The following is a 19,050-nucleotide window of genomic DNA, read 5'->3' as shown; positions in this document are numbered from 1 at the left end:
AACAACCGCCCCAGAAAAACCCTGGGATGGGATACTCCACTCGAGGAGTACAACAAACGACTGCACGTTGCGACGACCACGTGAACCCGTCACGAAGTTTCACTCACGTGCGGCGGAGCCGCTCCTTGCGGAGTTGCGCAACCTCGGGGAGGTCGAGGGGAGCGAGAGTAGTGCCCAGCGCCCGTTCGAGTAGGTAGTCCGCCAACTCCGGGTTTCGGGCGAGTACCGGCCCGTGCATGTAGGTGCCCAACACCGAACCCTGCACGACGCCTTCACGCCCGTCGCCGACACCGTTGCCCACCCCGTGCGTGACCTTGGCGAGCGGTGCGGCGTCTAGACCGAGTGTCGTTCCGCCGCGGTGGTTCTCGAATCCACTCAGCTTCTGGGTGAGACCGTCGAGCGTGGGTTCGGTGACGACTTCACCGATGGATCGGGTGGCCTGGGGCGCGGTGGTCACGTCGAAGAGGGAGATGCCGTCGACGCGTTCGCCTGCGGAGGTCTCGTACCAGTGCCCGAGCACCTGGATCGCGGCGCAGATAGCGAGTACCGGCACACCGCGTGCAGCTGCGTTCTGCAGGCCCGGGTATCGGGTGAGGTGACGCGTCGCGAGGCGCTGAGCCGAATCCTCTGCTCCACCAAGGGTGTACACGTCCAACGAATCCGGGACCGGATCGTTGAGCGTGATGTGCACGACCTCGGCGTCGATGTTGCGCATCCGCAGTCGCTGGCGGAGAACGAGGGCATTGCCGTTGTCGCCGTAGGTGCCCATGACGTCGGGCAGAACGAGGCCGATGCGAACGGTGGACTCAGACATCCTTGGTCTCCCGTGCCAGTGCGCGACCGAGATCGCGGAACGCGGTGTAGTTGGCCAGCACTTCGACGCGTCCCGGCGGGCAGGATGCGATGGCCTGCAACGGATCTGCGATGGTGGTGTGCTGCGAACCGGCATACAGCAGGCGGACGCCCAGGTCGGTCGCGCGTTCACCGGCTGCGACGACAGCGACGTTCTCGAAATGCTCGAAACGCACGTCCCACAGCCACGACAGGTCTTCGCCGTCGGGTACTTGTCCGTTGACGGCGATGACGAGACCGTCGCACGTGGGATCGATCATCGACAGTGCTTCCTGCCAACCGGCAGGATTCTTGGCGAGAAGCATTCGGACGGAATGCGATCCGTACTGGACGGTGGAGTAACGCCCGGCCACCTCGTCGACTCCCGATGCGGCAGCGACGGCGTCGGCTGGCGCTGCGCCGAGAGTGACTGCTGCGGCCACGGCCTGAGCTGCGTTGCCGCGGTTGGCTTTTCCGGGCAGCGCCAATGTCATCGGCAGAACAAGCCCGTCGGGGCCGTAGAGATTCTCGTCGTCGAGCCACCAATCCGGCGTCGGACGCTTGAAGTCGCTGCCGGTGCTGTACCAGTGCTCGCCGTCCCAGACGATGGGTTCGCCGGTACGCGGGCAGCTGACGGAGTCGCCGGCCCAGCCGCCGCCCGCGGCGACCCACACGACGTTCGGCGCATCTAACGCCGCCGAGGTGACGAGGACGTCGTCGCAGTTGGCAATGACGACGGTGTCGGGATGACGGGCCAACCCGGCGCGCAGGGCTCGCTCGATCATATTGATCTCGCCGACACGGTCGAGCTGGTCGCGGCTGAGATTCAGCAGCACGATCGCCGCGGGATCGACCGCGTCGGAAACGTGGGGGACGTGGAGTTCGTCGACCTCCAGGGCCGCCAGCTCCGCGTCGAAATGAGCGTGCAATGCCGCGACGATGCCGGCATCCATGTTGGCTCCGTCGGCCTGGGTGGCGACGTCGCCGAGAGTGGCCAGTGCTGCGGCCGTCATCCGCGTCGTAGTCGATTTGCCGTTGGTGCCGGTGACGATGACGGTGCGTCGCCCACGGCCCAGGCCGCCCAGAATGGTCGGATCGATCTTGAGCGCGACCAGACCACCGATCATCGAGCCTTTGCCTCGGCCCGCCTTGCGAGACGCCCACGTCGCCAGCTCCGCCGCGCGTAATGCCACGCGGCCACGGGCGCCGATACGTCTGCGCTCACCCAGTTCAGCCATCCGCCGAGTCTGGCACAGAACAGGGCGGCGTTTCATATCGGCGGCTCGCTACCCCCGGGGTCATTCCGCAGGCTCCACTCCCGTCCTCATACCGGGACTTTCTCCAGAACTGGGGCAGGCTTCCTGGCAGCCATTCCGCCCAGGCAGCCGCCGATGACGATCGCTCCGCCGAGCAGGGCCAACAGCGACGGGGTTTCGTCGAGAAACGCCCAGGCACCCGCGATACCGACGACGGGAACCAGCAGCGAGAACGGTGCGACGAGACCGGCCGGGTTGCGGCTCATCAGGATGCTCCACAGGCCGCTGCCCACGATCGTGGCGGGAATCACGATGTACGCCAACGCGACCAGCCCGGGCCAGCCCTGCGAACCGAACGAGTCGGCGAGCGCGTGCCAGCCCGTGCTCGGGCCCTCGACGACCGCCGACAGAGCCAACATCGGCACCGGCGGTACGACGGTCATCCAGAGCATCAGTGTCATCGGGGAGTCGGATTTGGCCAGTCGGTTTCCGAGATTGCCGAAGGCCCAGCCCAGACCGGCGAGCAGGGTGAGGACGACAGGAAGCAGGGTGGCGTTCTGGGCGCGATCCCACCCGATGAGGACCATGCCGAGGACGGCCACACCGATGCCGATCGCCTGCCTGCGGCTCACGTGTTCGCGTAGCAGCAGCGCGCCGAGAACGACGGTGAACGGAGCGGACGACTGCAAGACGAGCGACGCCAATCCGGTGGGCATGCCTGCCGCCATCGCCGCGAACAGGAAGGCGAACTGCAGGAAGCCGAAGCCGAAGCCGTAGAGCAACAACCATTTCAGGGGCACCTTCGGTCGCGGAACGAACATCACGACCGGAACTGCGATGACCAGAAAGCGCAGTGCCGCGAAGAAGAAGGGCGGAAAGTGGTCGAGCCCAATGCGGATGGCGAGGAAGTTCAGTCCCCACAGGACGGCGACAGTCAGTCCGAGGAGGCGGTCGCGTGTGGTCATGCCATTTATCGTGACGGGCGCAAACAATCAGCACAATCGAATATATTCGCACCAACAGTTAAGATTTTCTGTATGAACGTGGAGCGGCTCCGGATCCTCGCTGAGCTTGCCGACCGCGGAACCGTTGCATCGGTCGCCGAGGCGATGTCGATGACTCCGTCGGCGGTGTCTCAACAGCTCAAACTGCTGGCGCGCGAGGCCGGCGTGACATTGCTCGAACCGGACGGGCGTCGGCTGCGCCTCACCGACGCCGGGCGGGCACTGGTACTCAGAACCGACGAGGTTCTCGCTGCCCTCGCCCGCGCCACAGCAGAAATGGATCGGTATCGAGCGTCTCCGCGGGGACGCGTCCGAGTTGCCCTGTTCCCGTCGGGTGCGGCACTGCTGCTGCCCGGAGTCCTGACGCGGTTGGCGGACTCGGACGTCGACATCGATGCGCGCGACGAGGACCTGCCCGCCTCCTCGGTGCCCGAGCTACTCGCCGATTACGACGTGGTGCTCACCCACCGAGACGACCGAGCTCCGTCGACTGCAGGTCCACGGATCGAGGTGACGACCCTGATGCGCGAGCCCATCGATCTGGTGTTGCCTCTCGATCACGCACTGGCGCAGCAAGGCTCGATCGATCTGCGAGACTTGATCGACGAGCGGTGGATCAGCGTTCGCGGCGGTTTTCCGGTCGACGACGTGTTGCTCTCCGTGGCCTCGGTGACAGGAGTGCAGCCGCGAGTTGTCCAACGCATCAACGACTTTCGAGTGACCGAAACACTCGTCGCCGCCGGGCACGGAGTGGCGCTGATGCCGCGCTACGCCGTTGTGCATCCGGGCCTGGTACGTCGAGAGCTCGCCGGCGTTCGAGCCGGGCGAATCTACGAACTCGCGACGAGGACGGATGCGCGGCGACTACCCGCGATCGCCGCTGTGCTCGATGCGTTCGGAGCGGAAGCTACGTTCAGGACAGCGCTTTGGCCTTCAGCGTCGTGAACTCGTCCTGATCGATGGTTCCGTTGTCCAGCAACGCCTTTGCGTGTGCGATCTCTTCGGACGCAGATCGACCGGCGACGTGCTTGATGTACTCCTCCTGCTGGTCCTGTGCGTGCTGCAGGGCGGCAACCTGACGCTTGGCCATGTTGCTGCCGTTCACGATGAGGTAGACCAGCGCGGTGAGGAACGGCGCAACGATGAGGAAGAGCACCCACAGGGCTTTGACGAACCCGGATGTCTTGTGGTCCCGAAAAAGATCTCCGATGATCGAGAACATCACCATCAGATAGGCCACGAAGGCGAACCCGACGATGAGAAGCCAAAGAAAATCCCAGAAAGAATCCATGGCGAACTTCCATTCTCTGAGGTGCCCCGACGGCTGATTCAGTGTGGCATTTGCGGCACCCCGTGCACACGGGTCTTTGGTCCCTTTCGTCGACCGGAAATCACAGTGAGCCCCACGTCGACCGCGCCCGCTTTCGTTTCGTGAGGGCCCCACAACGCAACACGCCGCCCACCCCGAAAGGTGAGCGGCGTGTCGTCGAGCAGCGAAGTTACTTCAGCGCGCGGTTCACGGCCGAGACCACAGCACGCAGCGACGCGGTGGTGATCGAGGTCGCGATTCCGACGCCCCAGACGGTGGTGGCGACACCTGCAGGCGAGGTGACCGAGGCTTCGACGTAGGCGGCGGCCTGGGCGTCGTCGCCTGCGGACAGTGCGTGCTCGGAGTAGTCGAGGACGCTGACGTCGTAACCGATGGTGGACAGCGCGTCGACGAACGAGGCGAGTGGCCCGTTGCCGGAGCCGGAGATTTCCTGCTCGACGCCGTCGACCTTGACCGTGGCGGTGATGGTGTCGGTTCCGCCGTCGATCTCGGCAGCCTGTACCGACTGCTTGATGCGCTCGAGCGGACGGATCGGCGTCAGGTACTCCTCGGCGAAGACGTCCCACATCTCCTTCGGCGAGACCTCGCCGCCCTCACCGTCGGTGATGCGCTGGACGGCCTGGGAGAACTCGATCTGCAGGCGACGCGGCAGGTTCAGTCCGTGATCGGACTTCATGATGTACGCGACGCCGCCCTTGCCGGACTGCGAGTTGACGCGGATGACGGCCTCGTAGGTGCGGCCGACGTCCTTGGGGTCGATGGGCAGGTACGGCACCTGCCAGGTGATGTCGCCGATGTCCGAACCCTGTTCGTCTGCGGTGACTTTCATGGCATCGAGGCCCTTGTTGATGGCGTCCTGGTGGCTGCCCGAGAACGCGGTGTACACCAGGTCGCCGCCATAGGGGTGACGCTCGGCGACGGGCAACTGGTTGCAGTACTCGACCGTGCGGCGAATCTCGTCGATGTTGGAGAAGTCGATCTGCGGATCGACGCCGCGGGTGAACAGATTCAGGCCGAGCGTGACCAGACAGACGTTGCCGGTGCGCTCACCGTTGCCGAACAGGCATCCCTCGATGCGATCGGCACCGGCCTGGTAGCCGAGTTCGGCTGCGGCAACACCGGTTCCGCGGTCGTTGTGCGGGTGCAGAGACAGCACGATGCTGTCACGACGATCGAGGTTGCGGCTCATCCACTCGATCGAGTCGGCGTAGACGTTCGGCGTCGCCATCTCGACGGTGGCCGGCAGGTTCAGGATCAGAGGCTTCTCGGGCGTCGGGTCGATGACCGCGGTGACCGCGTCGCACACCTCTTTGGCGTAGCTGAGTTCGGTGCCGGTGTAGGACTCGGGGGAGTACTCGTAGCGCCAGTCGGTATCGGGGAACTTGGCCGCTTCTTCGAGTACCTTGCGAGCACCGTCGGTCGCGATCTTCTTGATGACGTCACGATCGGCCCGGAACACCACTTTGCGCTGCAGGATCGACGTCGAGTTGTAGAAGTGCACGATGACGCTGCGAGCGCCCTCGCACGCGATGAACGTACGCTCGATCAGCTCCGGACGGCACTGCGTCAGAACCTGGATGGTGACGTCGTCGGGAATCGCGCCGTCCTCGATGATCTCGCGGACGAAGTCGAAGTCGGTCTGGCTGGCGGACGGGAAGCCGACCTCGATCTGCTTGTAGCCCATGCGGACCAGCAGGTCGAACATGCGGCGCTTGCGCGCGGGGCTCATCGGATCGATCAGCGCCTGGTTGCCGTCACGCAGATCGACTGCGCACCACTGCGGCGTCCGGTCGATGATCTTGTCCGGCCACGTGCGGTCGGGGAGGGTGACGGGCTCCACTTCCTCGGCGAACGGCCGATAACGGAACGTGGGCATCGAGGAGTTCTTCTGGGTGTTCCACGCAGGCTGGTCGCTGGGCGCGGGCCGTGAGGGCGGGGTGATGGTGCGGGATCCCGAGGTGAATGCGTCGGCTGGTGACATGGTCTTCGTCTCTCCGTACAGATCAGAGCAATGGTGTTCGACCGGCGCAACGAACCCCGCGACGGGAAGCCAGTCTGGTCTCAGACCCCGTCGCGGCTGTTAAGAAGGAGAGCTCGCAGCATGGGGTGAGTGTACTACCGCAGACCGACCGCCTACCCCAGGGTTCGGGAGTCGAATTTTCCGGTCACGGTGTCGTGCCTGCGCTGCCACTGATCGATGTCGTTCGGTCGTCCGACATCGTCCGCGGTCCAACACCGTGCGAGCAGTTCGAATCCGAGGTGGTCGACCTCTGCATGCCTGTCCCACATTCGATGCGCCCAGCGGCGATCGTTGTGCGCCGCTTCGGCTCCCGCGAGCGCGGCACCGACCAGCTCGAACTGGACATCTCGTCGTAGCTCCATAGTGGCTGCCGCCGAAGCTTTTTCGGTTCGGAGGGCCGTCAACAATCGGTCGGTCAACTCCAGAACCCGCCGATCGGACCACAGCAGCGCGCGCCGAAAAGCGCCCGGTAACAGCAACCACAGCGCCGCGAAGGCAAGGGCGACGCCCACCGCGGTCTCCACCACCCGATCGACGACGATGCCGCCGAGCGGAGCGCCCGGATGCGAGATGGTGCCCATCAGTAACGCGAGTGGGGTGATGAACGTGACGGCGAGACCGTAATTGCGCGCCACACTGATCTCGATCGCGAACTGCAACACCATCAACACCACGATCACCGCGAGACCGGTCAGCGGCGAGAGATAGATCGCCGAGAACAGCACCACTCCGGCCAGCGTTCCGCCGAGCCGCTGCATGCCGCGATACGTCCCGTGCACACGATCCGGCCCCTGCTGGAGAACCAGGACGGCACCGAGGATCGCCCAATCCGGCCTGCTCAAACCCATCGCCACACTGATCCCGCCGGCACCTGCCGCCGCGCAGAACACCCGGATCGCCGTCGACGCCGCGTGCGAATCTCGATGCAACGACCGCTTCAACCGATACCCGATGCCCGGACGCGCCAGCGGCAGCTGGTCTCGTGGCGATTCGACCTCGTTCTCGGGATCCGGGACTGCACCGGCGCGCGCCCTCGTGGCAGCCGCAAACGCGAGATGGGCGTCGAACAGCGTTTGTACCAGCGCGGGGCGCGAGGTCCCGCGCGTCGACCCGGCCTCGTACACCGCGGCCCACGCCGCGTGCAGACGCGAGGCGGCGGTATGTCGATCGCCCACGGACGCCGTCGGCGATGTCGTGTACTTCTCGATCGCCGCCACGGCCGCACCGACGGCCGCCCGTTCGGGACCCCTCGGGTCACGCACCACCCCGGACATCGCGACCACCAGCGCCGACGCCACCCCGATCGCCGCGCACACGGCACCGCGGGTCGCGCTGATGTCGGCGGCAGGGAGGTACGACGCCACCGCGCACACCAGCACGAAGAAGAAGGCTCCGGGCGGGCCGAGTCGCAGCGCTGCCACGACGTAGACCGCGACGAGAGCGAGAACGGACAACACGGTCACCGGGATCATCCGCGCCCACCCGGTCTCGCCGAAGTCGAGGGCGAGCCGACCGGCCGTCGCGCCCAGCCACACCGAGGCCACCAGGGCGGCCCCTGCGGTCAGGACTACCCACCAGCGCGATCGATAGGGGCGGCCTTCGCCGTAGATCACCGCGAAACTGCCGGAGACCACCAGTAGTGCCTCGGTGTGGAATCCGAGCAGCCACGCCAGGATCGCCGGAACACCGAACGCCAGCGCCGAACGCAGTCCACCGGGCCAGCGCCGGCCGACGGCGGGGAGCCCGAAGAGCACCTTCAGGCCTCGAGCCGGCGGTGGTGGGAGATGTTCGGGAACAGTCACTCGAACATGTTAAGGCAGGCGAGAGGCCCTAAAGTCCCAGCTCGGAGCTACCCGGCCCACTGCTCGGGGCATTCGCTCGGTAAGGTGACCCGCGGACAATCGAACGATTGTCGGCTATCCAGCGGAGGTAAAACGCGTGGCTCTCATCGTCCAGAAGTACGGTGGATCGTCGGTGGGGACCGCCGAACGTATCCGACGCGTCGCTGAACGAATCGTCGAGACCAAGAAGGCGGGCAACGACGTTGTCGTCGTCGTATCGGCGATGGGCGACACCACCGACGAACTGCTCGACCTGGCACAGCAGGTGTGCCCGGCCCCGCCCGCTCGCGAGATGGACATGCTGCTCACCTCGGGTGAACGCATCTCCAACGCACTGGTCGCGATGGCCATCCACTCGCTCGGTGCCGAGGCACGGTCGTTCACCGGTTCCCAGGCAGGCGTCGTCACCACCAGCGTGCACGGCAACGCCAAGATCATCGACGTCACCCCCGGCCGCGTCCGCAGCGCTCTCGACGAGGGCTCGATCGTGCTCGTCGCCGGCTTCCAGGGCGTCAGCCAGGACAGCAAGGACGTCACGACGCTCGGTCGTGGTGGGTCCGACACCACCGCCGTCGCGCTCGCCGCGGCCTTGAACGCCGACGTCTGCGAGATCTACACCGACGTCGACGGCATCTTCACCGCAGACCCGCGCATCGTTCCCAACGCACGCCACCTCGAGACCGTCTCGTTCGAGGAGATGCTCGAAATGGCAGCCTGCGGCGCGAAGGTGCTCATGCTGCGCTGCGTCGAATATGCCCGTCGCTACAACGTTCCCGTTCACGTGCGCTCGTCGTACACCACCAAACCCGGAACGATCGTCTCCGGATCTATGGAGGACATTCCAGTGGAAGAAGCAATTCTCACCGGCGTCGCACACGATCGCAGCGAGGCGAAGGTCACCGTCGTCGGTCTGCCCGACACACCGGGCTACGCCGCCAAGGTCTTTCGCGCCGTGGCCGACTCCGAGATCAACATCGACATGGTGTTGCAGAACGTCTCCAAGATCGACACCGGCAAGACCGACATCACCTTCACCTGCCCCAAGGCCGACGGCCCGACGGCAGTGGAGAAGCTCACCAAGCTGCAAGCCGATATCGGCTTCGCGCAGGTGCTCTACGACGACCACATCGGCAAGGTCTCGCTCGTCGGTGCCGGTATGAAGAGCCACCCCGGCGTCACCGCGACGTTCTGTGAGGCCCTCGCCGACGCCGGCATCAACATCGATCTCATCAGCACCTCCGAGATCCGTATCTCGGTGCTGTGCAGCGACACTCAGCTCGACGATGCCGTGCGCGCACTGCACGCCGCCTTCGATCTCGGCGGCGACGAAGAAGCCGTCGTGCACGCAGGAACAGGACGATAGCCATGACCACAGTTGCAGTCGTAGGAGCCACCGGCCAGGTCGGTGCCGTCATGCGAACCCTGTTGGAGGAGCGCAACTTTCCCGCCGACACCGTTCGATTCTTCGCCTCCGCACGCTCGGCGGGCAAGAAGCTGCCGTTCCGCGGCGAGGAGATCATCGTCGAGGACGCGTCCACCGCGGACCTCACCGGTATCGACATCGCACTGTTCTCGGCCGGTGCCACGCTTTCGCGTGAGCAGGCACCGCGATTCGCTGCCGCAGGTGCCACCGTCATCGACAACTCGTCGGCGTTCCGCAAGGACTCCGATGTGCCGCTGGTGGTCAGCGAGGTCAACCCCGAGGCGGCGAAGAACCCGCCCCGCGGCATCATCGCCAACCCCAACTGCACCACCATGGCCGCCATGCCGGTGCTCAAGGTGCTGCACGACGAAGCCGGCTTGCAGCGGTTGATCGTCTCGAGTTACCAGGCGGTGTCCGGTAGCGGACTCGCCGGCGTCGACGAGCTCGCCACGCAGGCACGCGCCGTCATCGACGACGTCGAAAAACTGGTGCACGACGGTTCGTCGGTCGATTTCCCGGCCCCGAACAAGTACGTCGCGCCCATCGCTTTCAACGTCCTGCCGCTGGCCGGCGCGTTGGTCGACGACGGATCCGGCGAGACCGACGAGGACCAGAAGCTGCGCAACGAATCGCGCAAGATCCTCGGACTGCCCGACCTGCTGGTCAGCGGAACGTGCGTGCGCGTTCCGGTCTTCACCGGGCACTCGCTGTCGATCAACGCCGAGTTCGCTTCACCGCTGTCGGTGGAACGCGCTCGTGAACTGCTGGCCTCCGCACCGGGTGTCTCGCTGGTTGACGTGCCGACCCCGCTGGAAGCCGCAGGCAAGGACGACTCCCTCGTCGGCCGCATCCGCCAGGATCCGGGCGTCCCCGAGGGCCGCGGACTCGCGTTGTTCGTCTCGGGCGACAACCTGCGTAAGGGTGCCGCACTCAACACCATTCAGATCGCCGAGCTGCTGGTCTGAGGTCGTGCGCGTTGTGCGTCCCCAGGGGTACGCACAACGCGCACGACGGTCAGTTCAGGCGGTGACCTTCGGCGGAGGCGTCGAAGATGTGCGCATGGGCCTCGTCGATGCGGACGTGAACGCGGTCGCCCTTCTCGGGCGGGCTGCGCCAATCGGCCCGAGCGACAATGGTTTCGGTCCGGCCGTTGATGTCCGCGCGGCCGAACACGAAGGCCTCGGAGCCGAGTTCTTCGACGACATCGATCTCGAGAGCGATTCCGCTGTCGGCGATTTCGATGTGCTCGGGACGAATGCCGAACATCACCTCGGTGGCGGAACCGAGGGTCTGACGTGGGACCGGGACTACCTGATCGGCCAGGCGGACGCCGCCGTCGGTGACCGGAGCGCGGAACAGATTCATCGACGGTGAGCCCATGAACCCGGCGACGAATGCGTTGACCGGGGTTCGGTAGAGCTCACGCGGGGTGGCGCACTGTTGCAGCACACCACCTTTCAGTACGGCGACGCGATCACCCATCGTCATGGCCTCGACCTGATCGTGCGTGACATACACCGTTGTGGTGCCGAGCCGACGCTGCAACTGAGCGATCTGCGTCCGCGTCTGAACCCTCAATTTGGCGTCGAGATTGGACAGCGGCTCGTCCATCAAAAACACCTGGGGCTGCCGAACAATGGCGCGCCCCATGGCAACTCGCTGTCGCTGGCCGCCGGAGAGCGCCTTGGGCTTGCGGTCTAGGTACGGCTCGAGGTCGAGTAGCTTGGCGGCCTCCTCGACGCGAGTGCGAATGTCCTCCTTGTTCGCCTTCGCCAGCTTGAGCGCGAACCCCATGTTCTCCGCGACGGTCATGTGGGGGTAGAGCGCGTAGTTCTGGAACACCATCGCGATGTCGCGATCCTTGGGTTCGGAATTGGTGACGTCCTTGCCGCCGATGAGGATGCGTCCCGAGTTGACCTCCTCGAGCCCGGCGAGCATCCGGAGCGACGTCGACTTGCCGCACCCGGAGGGGCCGACCAGAACGAGGAACTCACCGTCCTCGATGTGCAGATCGAGCTCGTTCACCGCGGGGGTGTCGGAGCCGGGAAAAAGCCTGGTCGTGCGCTCGAAAGAGATTGTTGCCATGACGAAATAGATCCCTCCACCGGCAGGAACGTGCCGGACGATCCGAGTGTGGGGTGACGGCGGGAGCCGACCAGCACATAGTATGGGCCCCATCACAACCAGGAGGAAGGTGGCCGGGTGAGCGGCTCCGTGTCCAGACGCACCGCCCTACGTGGGCTGGCGGCGGCCGCAGTGGCAGCCGGAGCAGCCGCGATACCCGTGGCGTCGACGACGCGTCGAGCACTGGCCGACGACTTCCTCCGCGGGCAGAGCCCACTGCTGTTCCATTCGCCGCAGCTGACGCCGTTCCGTGACGAACTACCGCGGTTGCCGCTGATCAGCGGTACCGAGATCTCCCTCGACGCGCACAGTGCCACCCACTCGTTCCACGCCGATCTCAGGCCCGCTCCTACGTTCGGCTACGGCCAGTGCGACTACCTCGGGCCCACCATCGAATCGCAGCAGGGCCAGCCGTGGACGCTGAAGTACTCCAACACTACCGCAGGCAACCCACTCGCCGCCGACGTCGACACCTCGCTGCACGGCATGAGCGAGATGGATCGCACGATGACGCCGACGGCACTGCACCTGCACGGTGCCGTCACCGAACCGGCCAGTGACGGGCACTCCGAGATGCTGGTGCGTCCGGGCGAGTCGATGACTCACAATTTTTCCGGGCTCAATGATGCTGCCGGGCTGTGGTACCACGACCACGCCATGTCGATGACGCGCATCAACGTCTACGCGGGCCTGCTCGGGATGAACCTCGTCCGTGATCGTTGGGACACCGGTACATCCGACAACGCCCTCGGTCTGCCCTCGGGCGAATTCGAGTTGCCGTTGGTGCTGCAGGAAAAGATCATGAATCCCGACGGGGGCATGAGTATCCGCTCCAATATCACTGTGCCGCAGGGTAAATGGGAGGGTGGCGGTACCGGCGACGTCGGCGTCGTCAACGGCAAGATCTGGCCGACGATGGAAGTGGCCCGGGGCATGTACCGGCTGCGGCTCGTCAACGCCGGGTCGTACAGCGTGTGGAACCTGTTCTTCACCAACAAGTTGCGATTCTGGGTCATCGGAAACGACGGCGGATTGCTCGACGCACCGGTGGAGACCACCAGCATCCGGCTCGCACCCGCCGAGCGCGCCGACATCCTCGTCGACTTCGGAGCCGTCGAGGCAGGGGCGTTGGTCGAGTTGCTCAACGACGAGCCGCCGCCGGCGCAGGCCGCGTCGCTCGGAGCCGTCCCGATGCCGATGTTCTGCCAGTTCCGCGTCGCGTCCGCGGCGGGGTTCCGGGGTGGCATGCCGTCGTTGCTGCGCGGGGGAAAGGGGCAGCCGGATCTGTTGCCCGCGTTGCCGACACCCACTTTCTCGCGCACCGTCACCGTCAACCAGCCCTCCGGTGGGCTGAACCTCGACATGACGCTGATGAACTTGAACAACCTGCGGTACTCCGACCCGGACATCGAGATGCCCAAGCAGGGCACCGTGGAGATGTGGAACATCGTCAACACGACGGTCGAGCCGCACCCGATTCACCTGCACCTAGCGCACTTTCGGACGCTGGGGCGAATTCCCATCGACATCGCGGCGTACCAACGTGACTTCCCCCGGCCGACGTTCGGCACCAAATGGGCTCCGCCGGTGGAGAAGTTCCTCACCGGGCCCTCGGTGCCGCCGGCCACCTGGGAAGCCGGGTGGAAAGACACCGTCAACACGTACCCGGGCACCGTTACCCAGATCCTCGTTCGATTCCCGACGGCCGACGAACTCGGCTTCGATCCCGACGCCACGTTCGCGGGACCGGCCGCACACCACGGCGGTCACGATATGAGCGGTCATGACATGCCGGCTGCGGGTCCGTCCGAACTGCAGGGGTACATGTGGCACTGCCACATGCTCGACCACGAGGACCACGAAATGATGTTGCGGTACCGCACCGTCGCTCCGTGACGCACGACCCCGAACCTGTCCAGGGTCGGGAGTGGTTGTGTTCACCGTCAGGTCGGTCCACACTGACCGTGCCGTGTAGAGCAATCACTGTGCTCGGTCGATCTTTCTGCCCGTCGGCCGACTGCGACAACGGAACGGAACGGACCCAGGCCATGACCAGCGGAACGAAATCCGACCCGTGGGCTCTCACCACCGCCCCCGGCACCTCGGCGTACACCATGTACCGCGATCCCGACCACGAGCCACCTGCCCTCGTGTGCCAGGTGGGGTCGACGACTCTGCGATACCGCATCGAGGCAATCGAAGACCTGCACGGTTGGCTCACCGAACGTGGCGACTGGGTATTGCTCGGTGCCGCTGACGAGAAGAAGCCGGCTGCGCCGGACACGGTCGAAGCGTGGGGACGCTCGCCCGACAACCCGGTCGGTGGCTGGTACGGGCTCAGGAACGGATACCGCGGCCGCTTCGGCATGTATCTGCCACCGCTACTCGAAGAGCTCGGCCTTGCAGAGCTCACCCACAATGCGCGGAACAACAGCATGCGCGCGCTGTAGCGGAGTCATCGAGAAAGTCTGTCGGTGGGTGGGTATAGCTTTCGTGGGGTGAAGACATGGGGGGATGTGTTCGGGCTCGGGGACCAGGAATTGGTCTCCGAGCTCGCCGATGTGACCTCCCTCGAAAACGCCCTCGCCGCAACTAGATTGACGTTGATCGCCGAAATCGACCGCCGCGGCTTGGCAATGAAACTCGGGCACTCGTCCGTCACCCGCTGGTACGCGAAGTCGGTGCGCATCACCGACGGATCCGCCGCCCGCCAGAATGCACTGGGGTACTGGCTGTTCGATCACCACACCGTGCTCGACGCCCTCGCCGATGGCCGGATCCATGCCGCACACGCCGCCGCCATCGCCGAGGGATACGACGTCGTCCTGGTGGCCGACCCGACGTTGAATCAGGACCGCCGCGACGGAATTGTCGCCGAATTGCTCGACACCGCGATGCGCAACACCGCGGGGCAGGTGACCTCCCGCGCGCAGGCTTTGGCGCATGCGGCCGCCGACGACGCCCGAGCACGACACGCGAAAGCCGAGAAACAAAGACGAGAGAAAGAACAGCAGGAACAGGAGCGTCGCGCCGCCGACACCGCCACGTCCTCCGACCGACACGGCGACCCGACACCGGATCCGGAACCGCCTGCGCCCGAGCCTGTTCCGCCGACACCTGCACCGCGACCGGTGTCGGAGAACTCGGCACTGAACCGGTTCGACCTGCATGCTCTGGCCAACGGCCGCTTTCAGTTCGGTGGCGACATCGACCGGTTGCTCGCCGAGAAGCTTCTCACCGCTCTGTCGCCGTTGACGGCACCGCGGCCAGGTCCCGGCGGGGAGCGCGACCCACGCAGCCCGTCCAAGCGCCGGGCCGATGCACTAGATCAGATCCTCGACCGACACCTCCGCGGCAGCACTCGTGGGTCGGCGGGCGGGTCGCGGGCGTCGGTGCACCTGATCGTTGCCCTGCGGGACTTGCTCGCCCACGGTGGCAACAAGCAAACGGGCAGCACCGCAACCGAATCGGGCGACACCGGTACGGGCGCGGGGAGCTCCTCGAACGGCGGCGACAGCAACGGCTCGCGTCCGCATGGAGTGGCTCGAGGGGATATCGCTGCTCACGGCGAAGCGGCATCCGGATGTGATGGTGCCGGGCAGAAGTCTGTCCCCAAGCCGGGCGACGCGGACTGGCCGTTCCACCTCGACTGGACCGGGCCCATCAGTCGCTTCCTCGCCGAGCTGGTCACCTGCGACGCCGACCTGACCCCCGTCATCGTCGACCACCACGGCGTACCACTCGCGCTCGGACGAACCACCAGACTCGCCAGCGACGACCAACGCATCGCCCTGACCATCCGCGACACCTGCTGCGTCATGTGCGGCCGCCCCGCCCAGTGGTGCCAAGCCCACCACATCAGATTCTGGGAACACGGCGGCCCCACCGACATCGACAACCTCGCGCTCGTCTGCGGAGAATGCCACCGCCTCGTCCACCACGGCGACTGGCAGCTGCTGATGGGCGACGACGGACACCCCTACGCGATCCCACCCGAATCCATCGACCCCGGACAGCAACCCCTTCCCAGCTACCACCGACGAAAACAGCGAGCCGCCTGACTCCACGCCGGCTGTGATCCTGCCGATCTATCGGACGGGAGGTGCAACCGTGCGGTAGTGCGCCGCGATGTCGCCGGGGGTGGTGAACCAGACGCCGTCGTTGTTGGCGGTCAGGTGCTCGAGTGCAGCACGGAACCGTCGCAGTCGGTAGGGCTGTCCCGTCAGGAAGGTGTGCACGGAGATCGCGAGCACCACCGGTTGCCTTGCCGAGTTCTCCTTCAGCTCGTCGAAGCTTCCGATGATGTTGTGCTCGAACGCTTCTGCGGTCTGATGGTGATGGACGAACATCGGCAGATCGTTGATCTCGTGGGGATACGGGACGCTGAGCAGCGGGCCGCCGCGGGTCTGTAGCCACACCGGTTGGTCGTCGACGGGCCAGTCCAAAGTGTACTGGTAACCGCGCTCCGCGAGGAGGTCCTCGGTGACGCGGCTCGGATTCGCACCGGGGCTCATCCATCCTCGGGGCGGTGCTCCCTCGTGTCGTTCGATCGCGGCGGTGACATCCTCGATGGAGCGACGTTCGGTGTGCTCGTCTTGATCGTTCGGTTGCACCGCGTTCGTTCGGCCGTGTGCGACGACCTCGGCGTCGAGTGCTCGGAACGCCGCGGTCAGCTGAGGGGCGTGCTCGTACACCTCGGTATTGACCAGCAATGTCGGTCGAATTCCGCACTGCTGCAATGTCTCTGCGATGCGGAAGCCGCCGACGCGATTGCCGTATTCACGCCAGCCCCAGTTGTACGTGTTGGGTTGGTCCATCGCAGGCGTGTAACCGAGGCCGGGCTGCCCGTCGTCGTACGGAAAGTGCTCGCAGTTGACCGCGACATACACCGCGAGACGCGCGCCGCCGGGCCACTCGAACCGAGGCCGATCGACGATGGGGGAGTACTCGAAGCGGCCGTGCGAGGGGAGAGCCATGGCCGGGGTATTGCCCGCGGCGAGTCGGCACAAACTGTCGGTCAGTCGGTGTGAGTCGCGACGTCCACCAGGTGGGCGATCTGCGGGTCCCGTGGCTCGAACACCTCCAACACTCCGATTGCCGCCAGCTGCGGTGCCAGCTCTTTCAGCGTCGCGATCAGTTCGCCGTGAGCCTCGGTCCCGGGTTCCACGTCGCGGAGCGCGCGCGCATTCGCGACGAACGCCGCCACGGTGCCTTTCCGTATCGGGAGCCCGTCGAACGACGCTCTTCCGGCTCCGTCGGGAAGTATGTCCTCGGGGCGCACGGAATGACCGGTCATCGTGTATTCCTTCCGTCGAAGCAGCGTACGAATGCCAGTGTGGCCGATGTCAGCGCGACGATGTGGTGCCACGGTTGGCCGCCATGCGTGCCTTCTTCTGACGGTTTCCGCACGTATTCATGTCGCACCATTTGCGGCTGCGGCTCTGGCTGGTGTCGAAGAACGCTGCGCGGCACGTAGGCGATGCGCACAACGCCAACGTGCCGTCTCGCTCACCGGCGACGATGTCGATTGCGTCGGCTGCGATGACACCGAGGGCGTCCTCGACCCCCGTCGTAGCCGTCAACTTCCACTGCCGGACGCCCGACGGCGACAGGATTGCCGACGCCCGACCCCGAAGGCTGTGGTCGTTCAAAATGCGAACGGGGGAAGCGGGCAGTCGATCTCCAGTCGCGGCTGCGGTAGCGCAGAGGTGGATCGCTTCCCGTAGCTCCCGAGCCGCGTCGAGCTGTGAGTCGGTGCAGGATTCGACGGCGAGTCCGTGGAGAGTCAACCAGTCGGAGAGCCGTTCCGGCACAGGGATTCTTTCGACGGTATCGCCGCGACGCTCGGTGAGGGTTCCGGTGAATGCCGTCGACAGGACATTGCCGGGTCGGAAATCGGGGAAGCTCCTTGCCATAGAACCACCTTAGCCGGTTGCGCCAAGCCGTCTGCGCTGTTAGAACTGCCTTAGCCGGTTCAACTGAACAAAGGAGCTTCATGATGCGCGTCGACAAGCCCGATGTCCGCCCGTTCGAGTGGCGCGCAACCGACGCCGACCTCGTCGATCTGGTCGCACGGCTCGACGCGGCTCGCCTGCCCGAATCCGAGACCGTGGCCGGCGCGCGCAGATGGGAGCAGGGGGTACCGCTCACCGAGCTCACGGACGCGATCGAGTTCTGGCGCACCGACTACGACTGGCGAGCGCTCGAGTCGAGGCTCGACCGAGTCGGGCAGTTCCGCACAACCATCGAGGGTGTGGGGATTCATTTCCTGCACCGTCGTTCACCGCGGAGTGACGCAGCGCCGTTGATCGTGACGCACGGCTGGCCGGGCAGCGTTGTCGAATTCCTCGACATCATCGACGAACTGGCCGATCCGTCGGACCTCTCGGCACGTGCATTCCACGTCGTGGTCCCGTCTCTTCCGGGCTTCGGGTTCAGCGACAAACCTGCGACGACCGGGTGGGGCACCGAGAAGATCGCGGCCGCGTGGGTCGAGCTGATGGGTCGCCTCGGCTACGAGCGGTTCCTCGCCCACGGGGGTGATTGGGGAGGTGTCGTCACCACGATCCTGGGCGGCCGATTCCCCGAGCAGGTCATCGGAATCCACACGACCTACGCCGAAGCGCCGCCCGGGTTGTCGACGGACGGACTGACGGCCGAGGAGCTCGGCTGGGTTCAGCACACCCGAGAGTTCGACCGTGATCGCATCGCCTACGCGACACTGCAGGCGACGCAGCCGCAGACGATCGGGTATTCACTCGTCGATTCCCCGGCCGGGCTGTTGGCCTGGATTCTCGACAAGTTCGCGGAGTGGACGGACACCGAGGGCAGTCCGTTCGAGACGATCTCTCGCACGGCGTTTTTCGACAACGTCACCCTGTACTGGTTGACACGTAGCGGGGCGTCGTCGGCCCGCATCTACTACGAAAGCCACCACTCACTCGACCCGGACCTCCGCGTCGATGTCCCGGCCGCGATCACGACATATCCCCGGGACATTGCGAAGTGCCCGCTGCCATGGGCCCAGCAGAGGTACCGGCGCATCGTTCGATGGCGGGCACCCGACGCCGGCGGTCACTTCCCTTCACTCGAACGGCGCGACTACTTCGTCCGGGACCTTCGCGCGGGTCTGTCGGCGGTCCTGGAGGCGGATGAACTCAGTTGTGACAAAACTTAAAGTCAGGCTGGACTGTTTGTTGTTTTGACGCTACTGTGCAAAGT

General features: G+C 65.5%; 17 protein-coding genes. 7 read left to right on the top strand and 10 right to left on the bottom strand.

The window, feature by feature from the left end; translation table 11 throughout:
- Positions 1 to 103 precede the first annotated feature (103 nt).
- The 3 genes from CH285_RS01970 to CH285_RS01960 form a co-directional block, all read right to left on the bottom strand.
- A complete protein-coding gene (locus CH285_RS01970; RefSeq protein ID WP_094642739.1) occupies positions 104 to 814 on the bottom strand; it encodes a type 1 glutamine amidotransferase in 711 nt (236 codons plus the stop codon).
- On the bottom strand, positions 807 to 2,069 hold the full coding sequence (locus tag CH285_RS01965; protein WP_094642738.1) for a Mur ligase family protein: 1,263 nt from the start codon (positions 2,067 to 2,069) through the stop codon (positions 807 to 809). Before CH285_RS01965 ends, CH285_RS01970 begins: the two co-directional genes overlap by 8 nt.
- Before the next feature lie 86 nt (positions 2,070 to 2,155).
- Positions 2,156 to 3,052 carry an EamA family transporter gene (locus CH285_RS01960; protein ID WP_094642737.1) on the bottom strand — a complete coding sequence of 299 codons (897 nt, stop codon included), beginning with the start codon at positions 3,050 to 3,052 and terminating at the stop codon, positions 2,156 to 2,158.
- Positions 3,053 to 3,124: 72 nt separating this feature from the next.
- Here CH285_RS01960 and CH285_RS01955 point away from each other — a divergent pair, with 72 nt between their 5' ends.
- Positions 3,125 to 4,036, top strand: a complete 912-nt coding sequence (locus CH285_RS01955; protein WP_032384094.1) for a LysR family transcriptional regulator — start codon at positions 3,125 to 3,127, stop codon at positions 4,034 to 4,036.
- Here CH285_RS01955 and CH285_RS01950 read toward each other — a convergent pair.
- From CH285_RS01950 to CH285_RS01940, 3 genes are all read right to left on the bottom strand, one after another.
- The gene (locus tag CH285_RS01950) at positions 4,005 to 4,382 is read right to left on the bottom strand and encodes an SHOCT domain-containing protein (protein WP_027494525.1); all 378 of its coding nucleotides are present in this window, start codon (positions 4,380 to 4,382) and stop codon (positions 4,005 to 4,007) included. The genes CH285_RS01955 and CH285_RS01950 overlap by 32 nt on opposite strands.
- Before the next feature lie 208 nt (positions 4,383 to 4,590).
- A complete protein-coding gene (leuA, locus tag CH285_RS01945; protein ID WP_032384093.1) occupies positions 4,591 to 6,402 on the bottom strand; it encodes a 2-isopropylmalate synthase in 1,812 nt (603 codons plus the stop codon).
- A gap of 152 nt (positions 6,403 to 6,554) precedes the next feature.
- Positions 6,555 to 8,243: an FUSC family protein gene (locus tag CH285_RS01940; protein ID WP_141215045.1), complete on the bottom strand. Its 1,689-nt coding sequence runs from the start codon at positions 8,241 to 8,243 to the stop codon at positions 6,555 to 6,557.
- 136 nt (positions 8,244 to 8,379) lie between these two features.
- Between CH285_RS01940 and CH285_RS01935 the strand changes: the two genes are divergently transcribed.
- Both CH285_RS01935 and CH285_RS01930 read left to right on the top strand, forming a co-directional pair.
- Entirely contained in the window at positions 8,380 to 9,645 is a 1,266-nt protein-coding gene (locus CH285_RS01935) for an aspartate kinase (protein WP_027494523.1), read from the top strand.
- 2 nt (positions 9,646 to 9,647) lie between these two features.
- Positions 9,648 to 10,670, top strand: a complete 1,023-nt coding sequence (locus CH285_RS01930; RefSeq protein ID WP_027494522.1) for an aspartate-semialdehyde dehydrogenase — start codon at positions 9,648 to 9,650, stop codon at positions 10,668 to 10,670.
- Between the two features lie 49 nt (positions 10,671 to 10,719).
- Here CH285_RS01930 and CH285_RS01925 read toward each other — a convergent pair whose 3' ends face one another.
- On the bottom strand, positions 10,720 to 11,790 hold the full coding sequence (locus CH285_RS01925) for an ABC transporter ATP-binding protein (RefSeq protein WP_032364567.1): 1,071 nt from the start codon (positions 11,788 to 11,790) through the stop codon (positions 10,720 to 10,722).
- Positions 11,791 to 11,907: 117 nt separating this feature from the next.
- Between CH285_RS01925 and CH285_RS01920 the strand changes: the two genes are divergently transcribed.
- The 3 genes from CH285_RS01920 (at position 11,908) to CH285_RS01910 (ending at position 15,890) form a co-directional block, all read left to right on the top strand.
- The gene (locus CH285_RS01920; RefSeq protein ID WP_094642735.1) at positions 11,908 to 13,725 is read left to right on the top strand and encodes a multicopper oxidase family protein; all 1,818 of its coding nucleotides are present in this window, start codon (positions 11,908 to 11,910) and stop codon (positions 13,723 to 13,725) included.
- Positions 13,726 to 13,877: 152 nt separating this feature from the next.
- Positions 13,878 to 14,279, top strand: a complete 402-nt coding sequence (locus tag CH285_RS01915) for a DUF6855 family protein (protein ID WP_032385994.1) — start codon at positions 13,878 to 13,880, stop codon at positions 14,277 to 14,279.
- A 48-nt stretch (positions 14,280 to 14,327) separates the two neighbouring features.
- Positions 14,328 to 15,890: an HNH endonuclease signature motif containing protein gene (locus tag CH285_RS01910; protein WP_255032234.1), complete on the top strand. Its 1,563-nt coding sequence runs from the start codon at positions 14,328 to 14,330 to the stop codon at positions 15,888 to 15,890.
- 27 nt (positions 15,891 to 15,917) lie between these two features.
- On the opposite strand, the gene CH285_RS01905 is transcribed toward CH285_RS01910, so the two are convergent.
- From CH285_RS01905 to CH285_RS01895, 3 genes are read right to left on the bottom strand one after another with little or no spacing between them, the layout of a single operon-like run.
- Positions 15,918 to 16,805 (bottom strand): polysaccharide deacetylase family protein, encoded by an 888-nt coding sequence (locus CH285_RS01905; protein WP_094642733.1) that lies wholly within the window; start codon positions 16,803 to 16,805, stop codon positions 15,918 to 15,920.
- A gap of 41 nt (positions 16,806 to 16,846) precedes the next feature.
- On the bottom strand, positions 16,847 to 17,125 hold the full coding sequence (locus CH285_RS01900; protein ID WP_094642732.1) for a hypothetical protein: 279 nt from the start codon (positions 17,123 to 17,125) through the stop codon (positions 16,847 to 16,849).
- A gap of 49 nt (positions 17,126 to 17,174) precedes the next feature.
- A complete protein-coding gene (locus CH285_RS01895; protein WP_094642731.1) occupies positions 17,175 to 17,744 on the bottom strand; it encodes a CGNR zinc finger domain-containing protein in 570 nt (189 codons plus the stop codon).
- An 83-nt stretch (positions 17,745 to 17,827) separates the two neighbouring features.
- On the opposite strand from CH285_RS01895, the gene CH285_RS01890 reads away from it, so the two are divergent.
- Positions 17,828 to 19,006: an epoxide hydrolase family protein gene (locus CH285_RS01890; protein ID WP_094642742.1), complete on the top strand. Its 1,179-nt coding sequence runs from the start codon at positions 17,828 to 17,830 to the stop codon at positions 19,004 to 19,006.
- Positions 19,007 to 19,050 lie beyond the last annotated feature (44 nt).

It is taken from the genome of Rhodococcus sp. 05-2256-B1 (assembly GCF_002258465.1).
GTDB lineage: Bacteria > Actinomycetota > Actinomycetes > Mycobacteriales > Mycobacteriaceae > Rhodococcoides > Rhodococcoides fascians.
The sequence above is the reverse complement of the archived record's forward strand: the minus strand, read 5'-3'. Positions and strand labels throughout refer to the sequence as shown.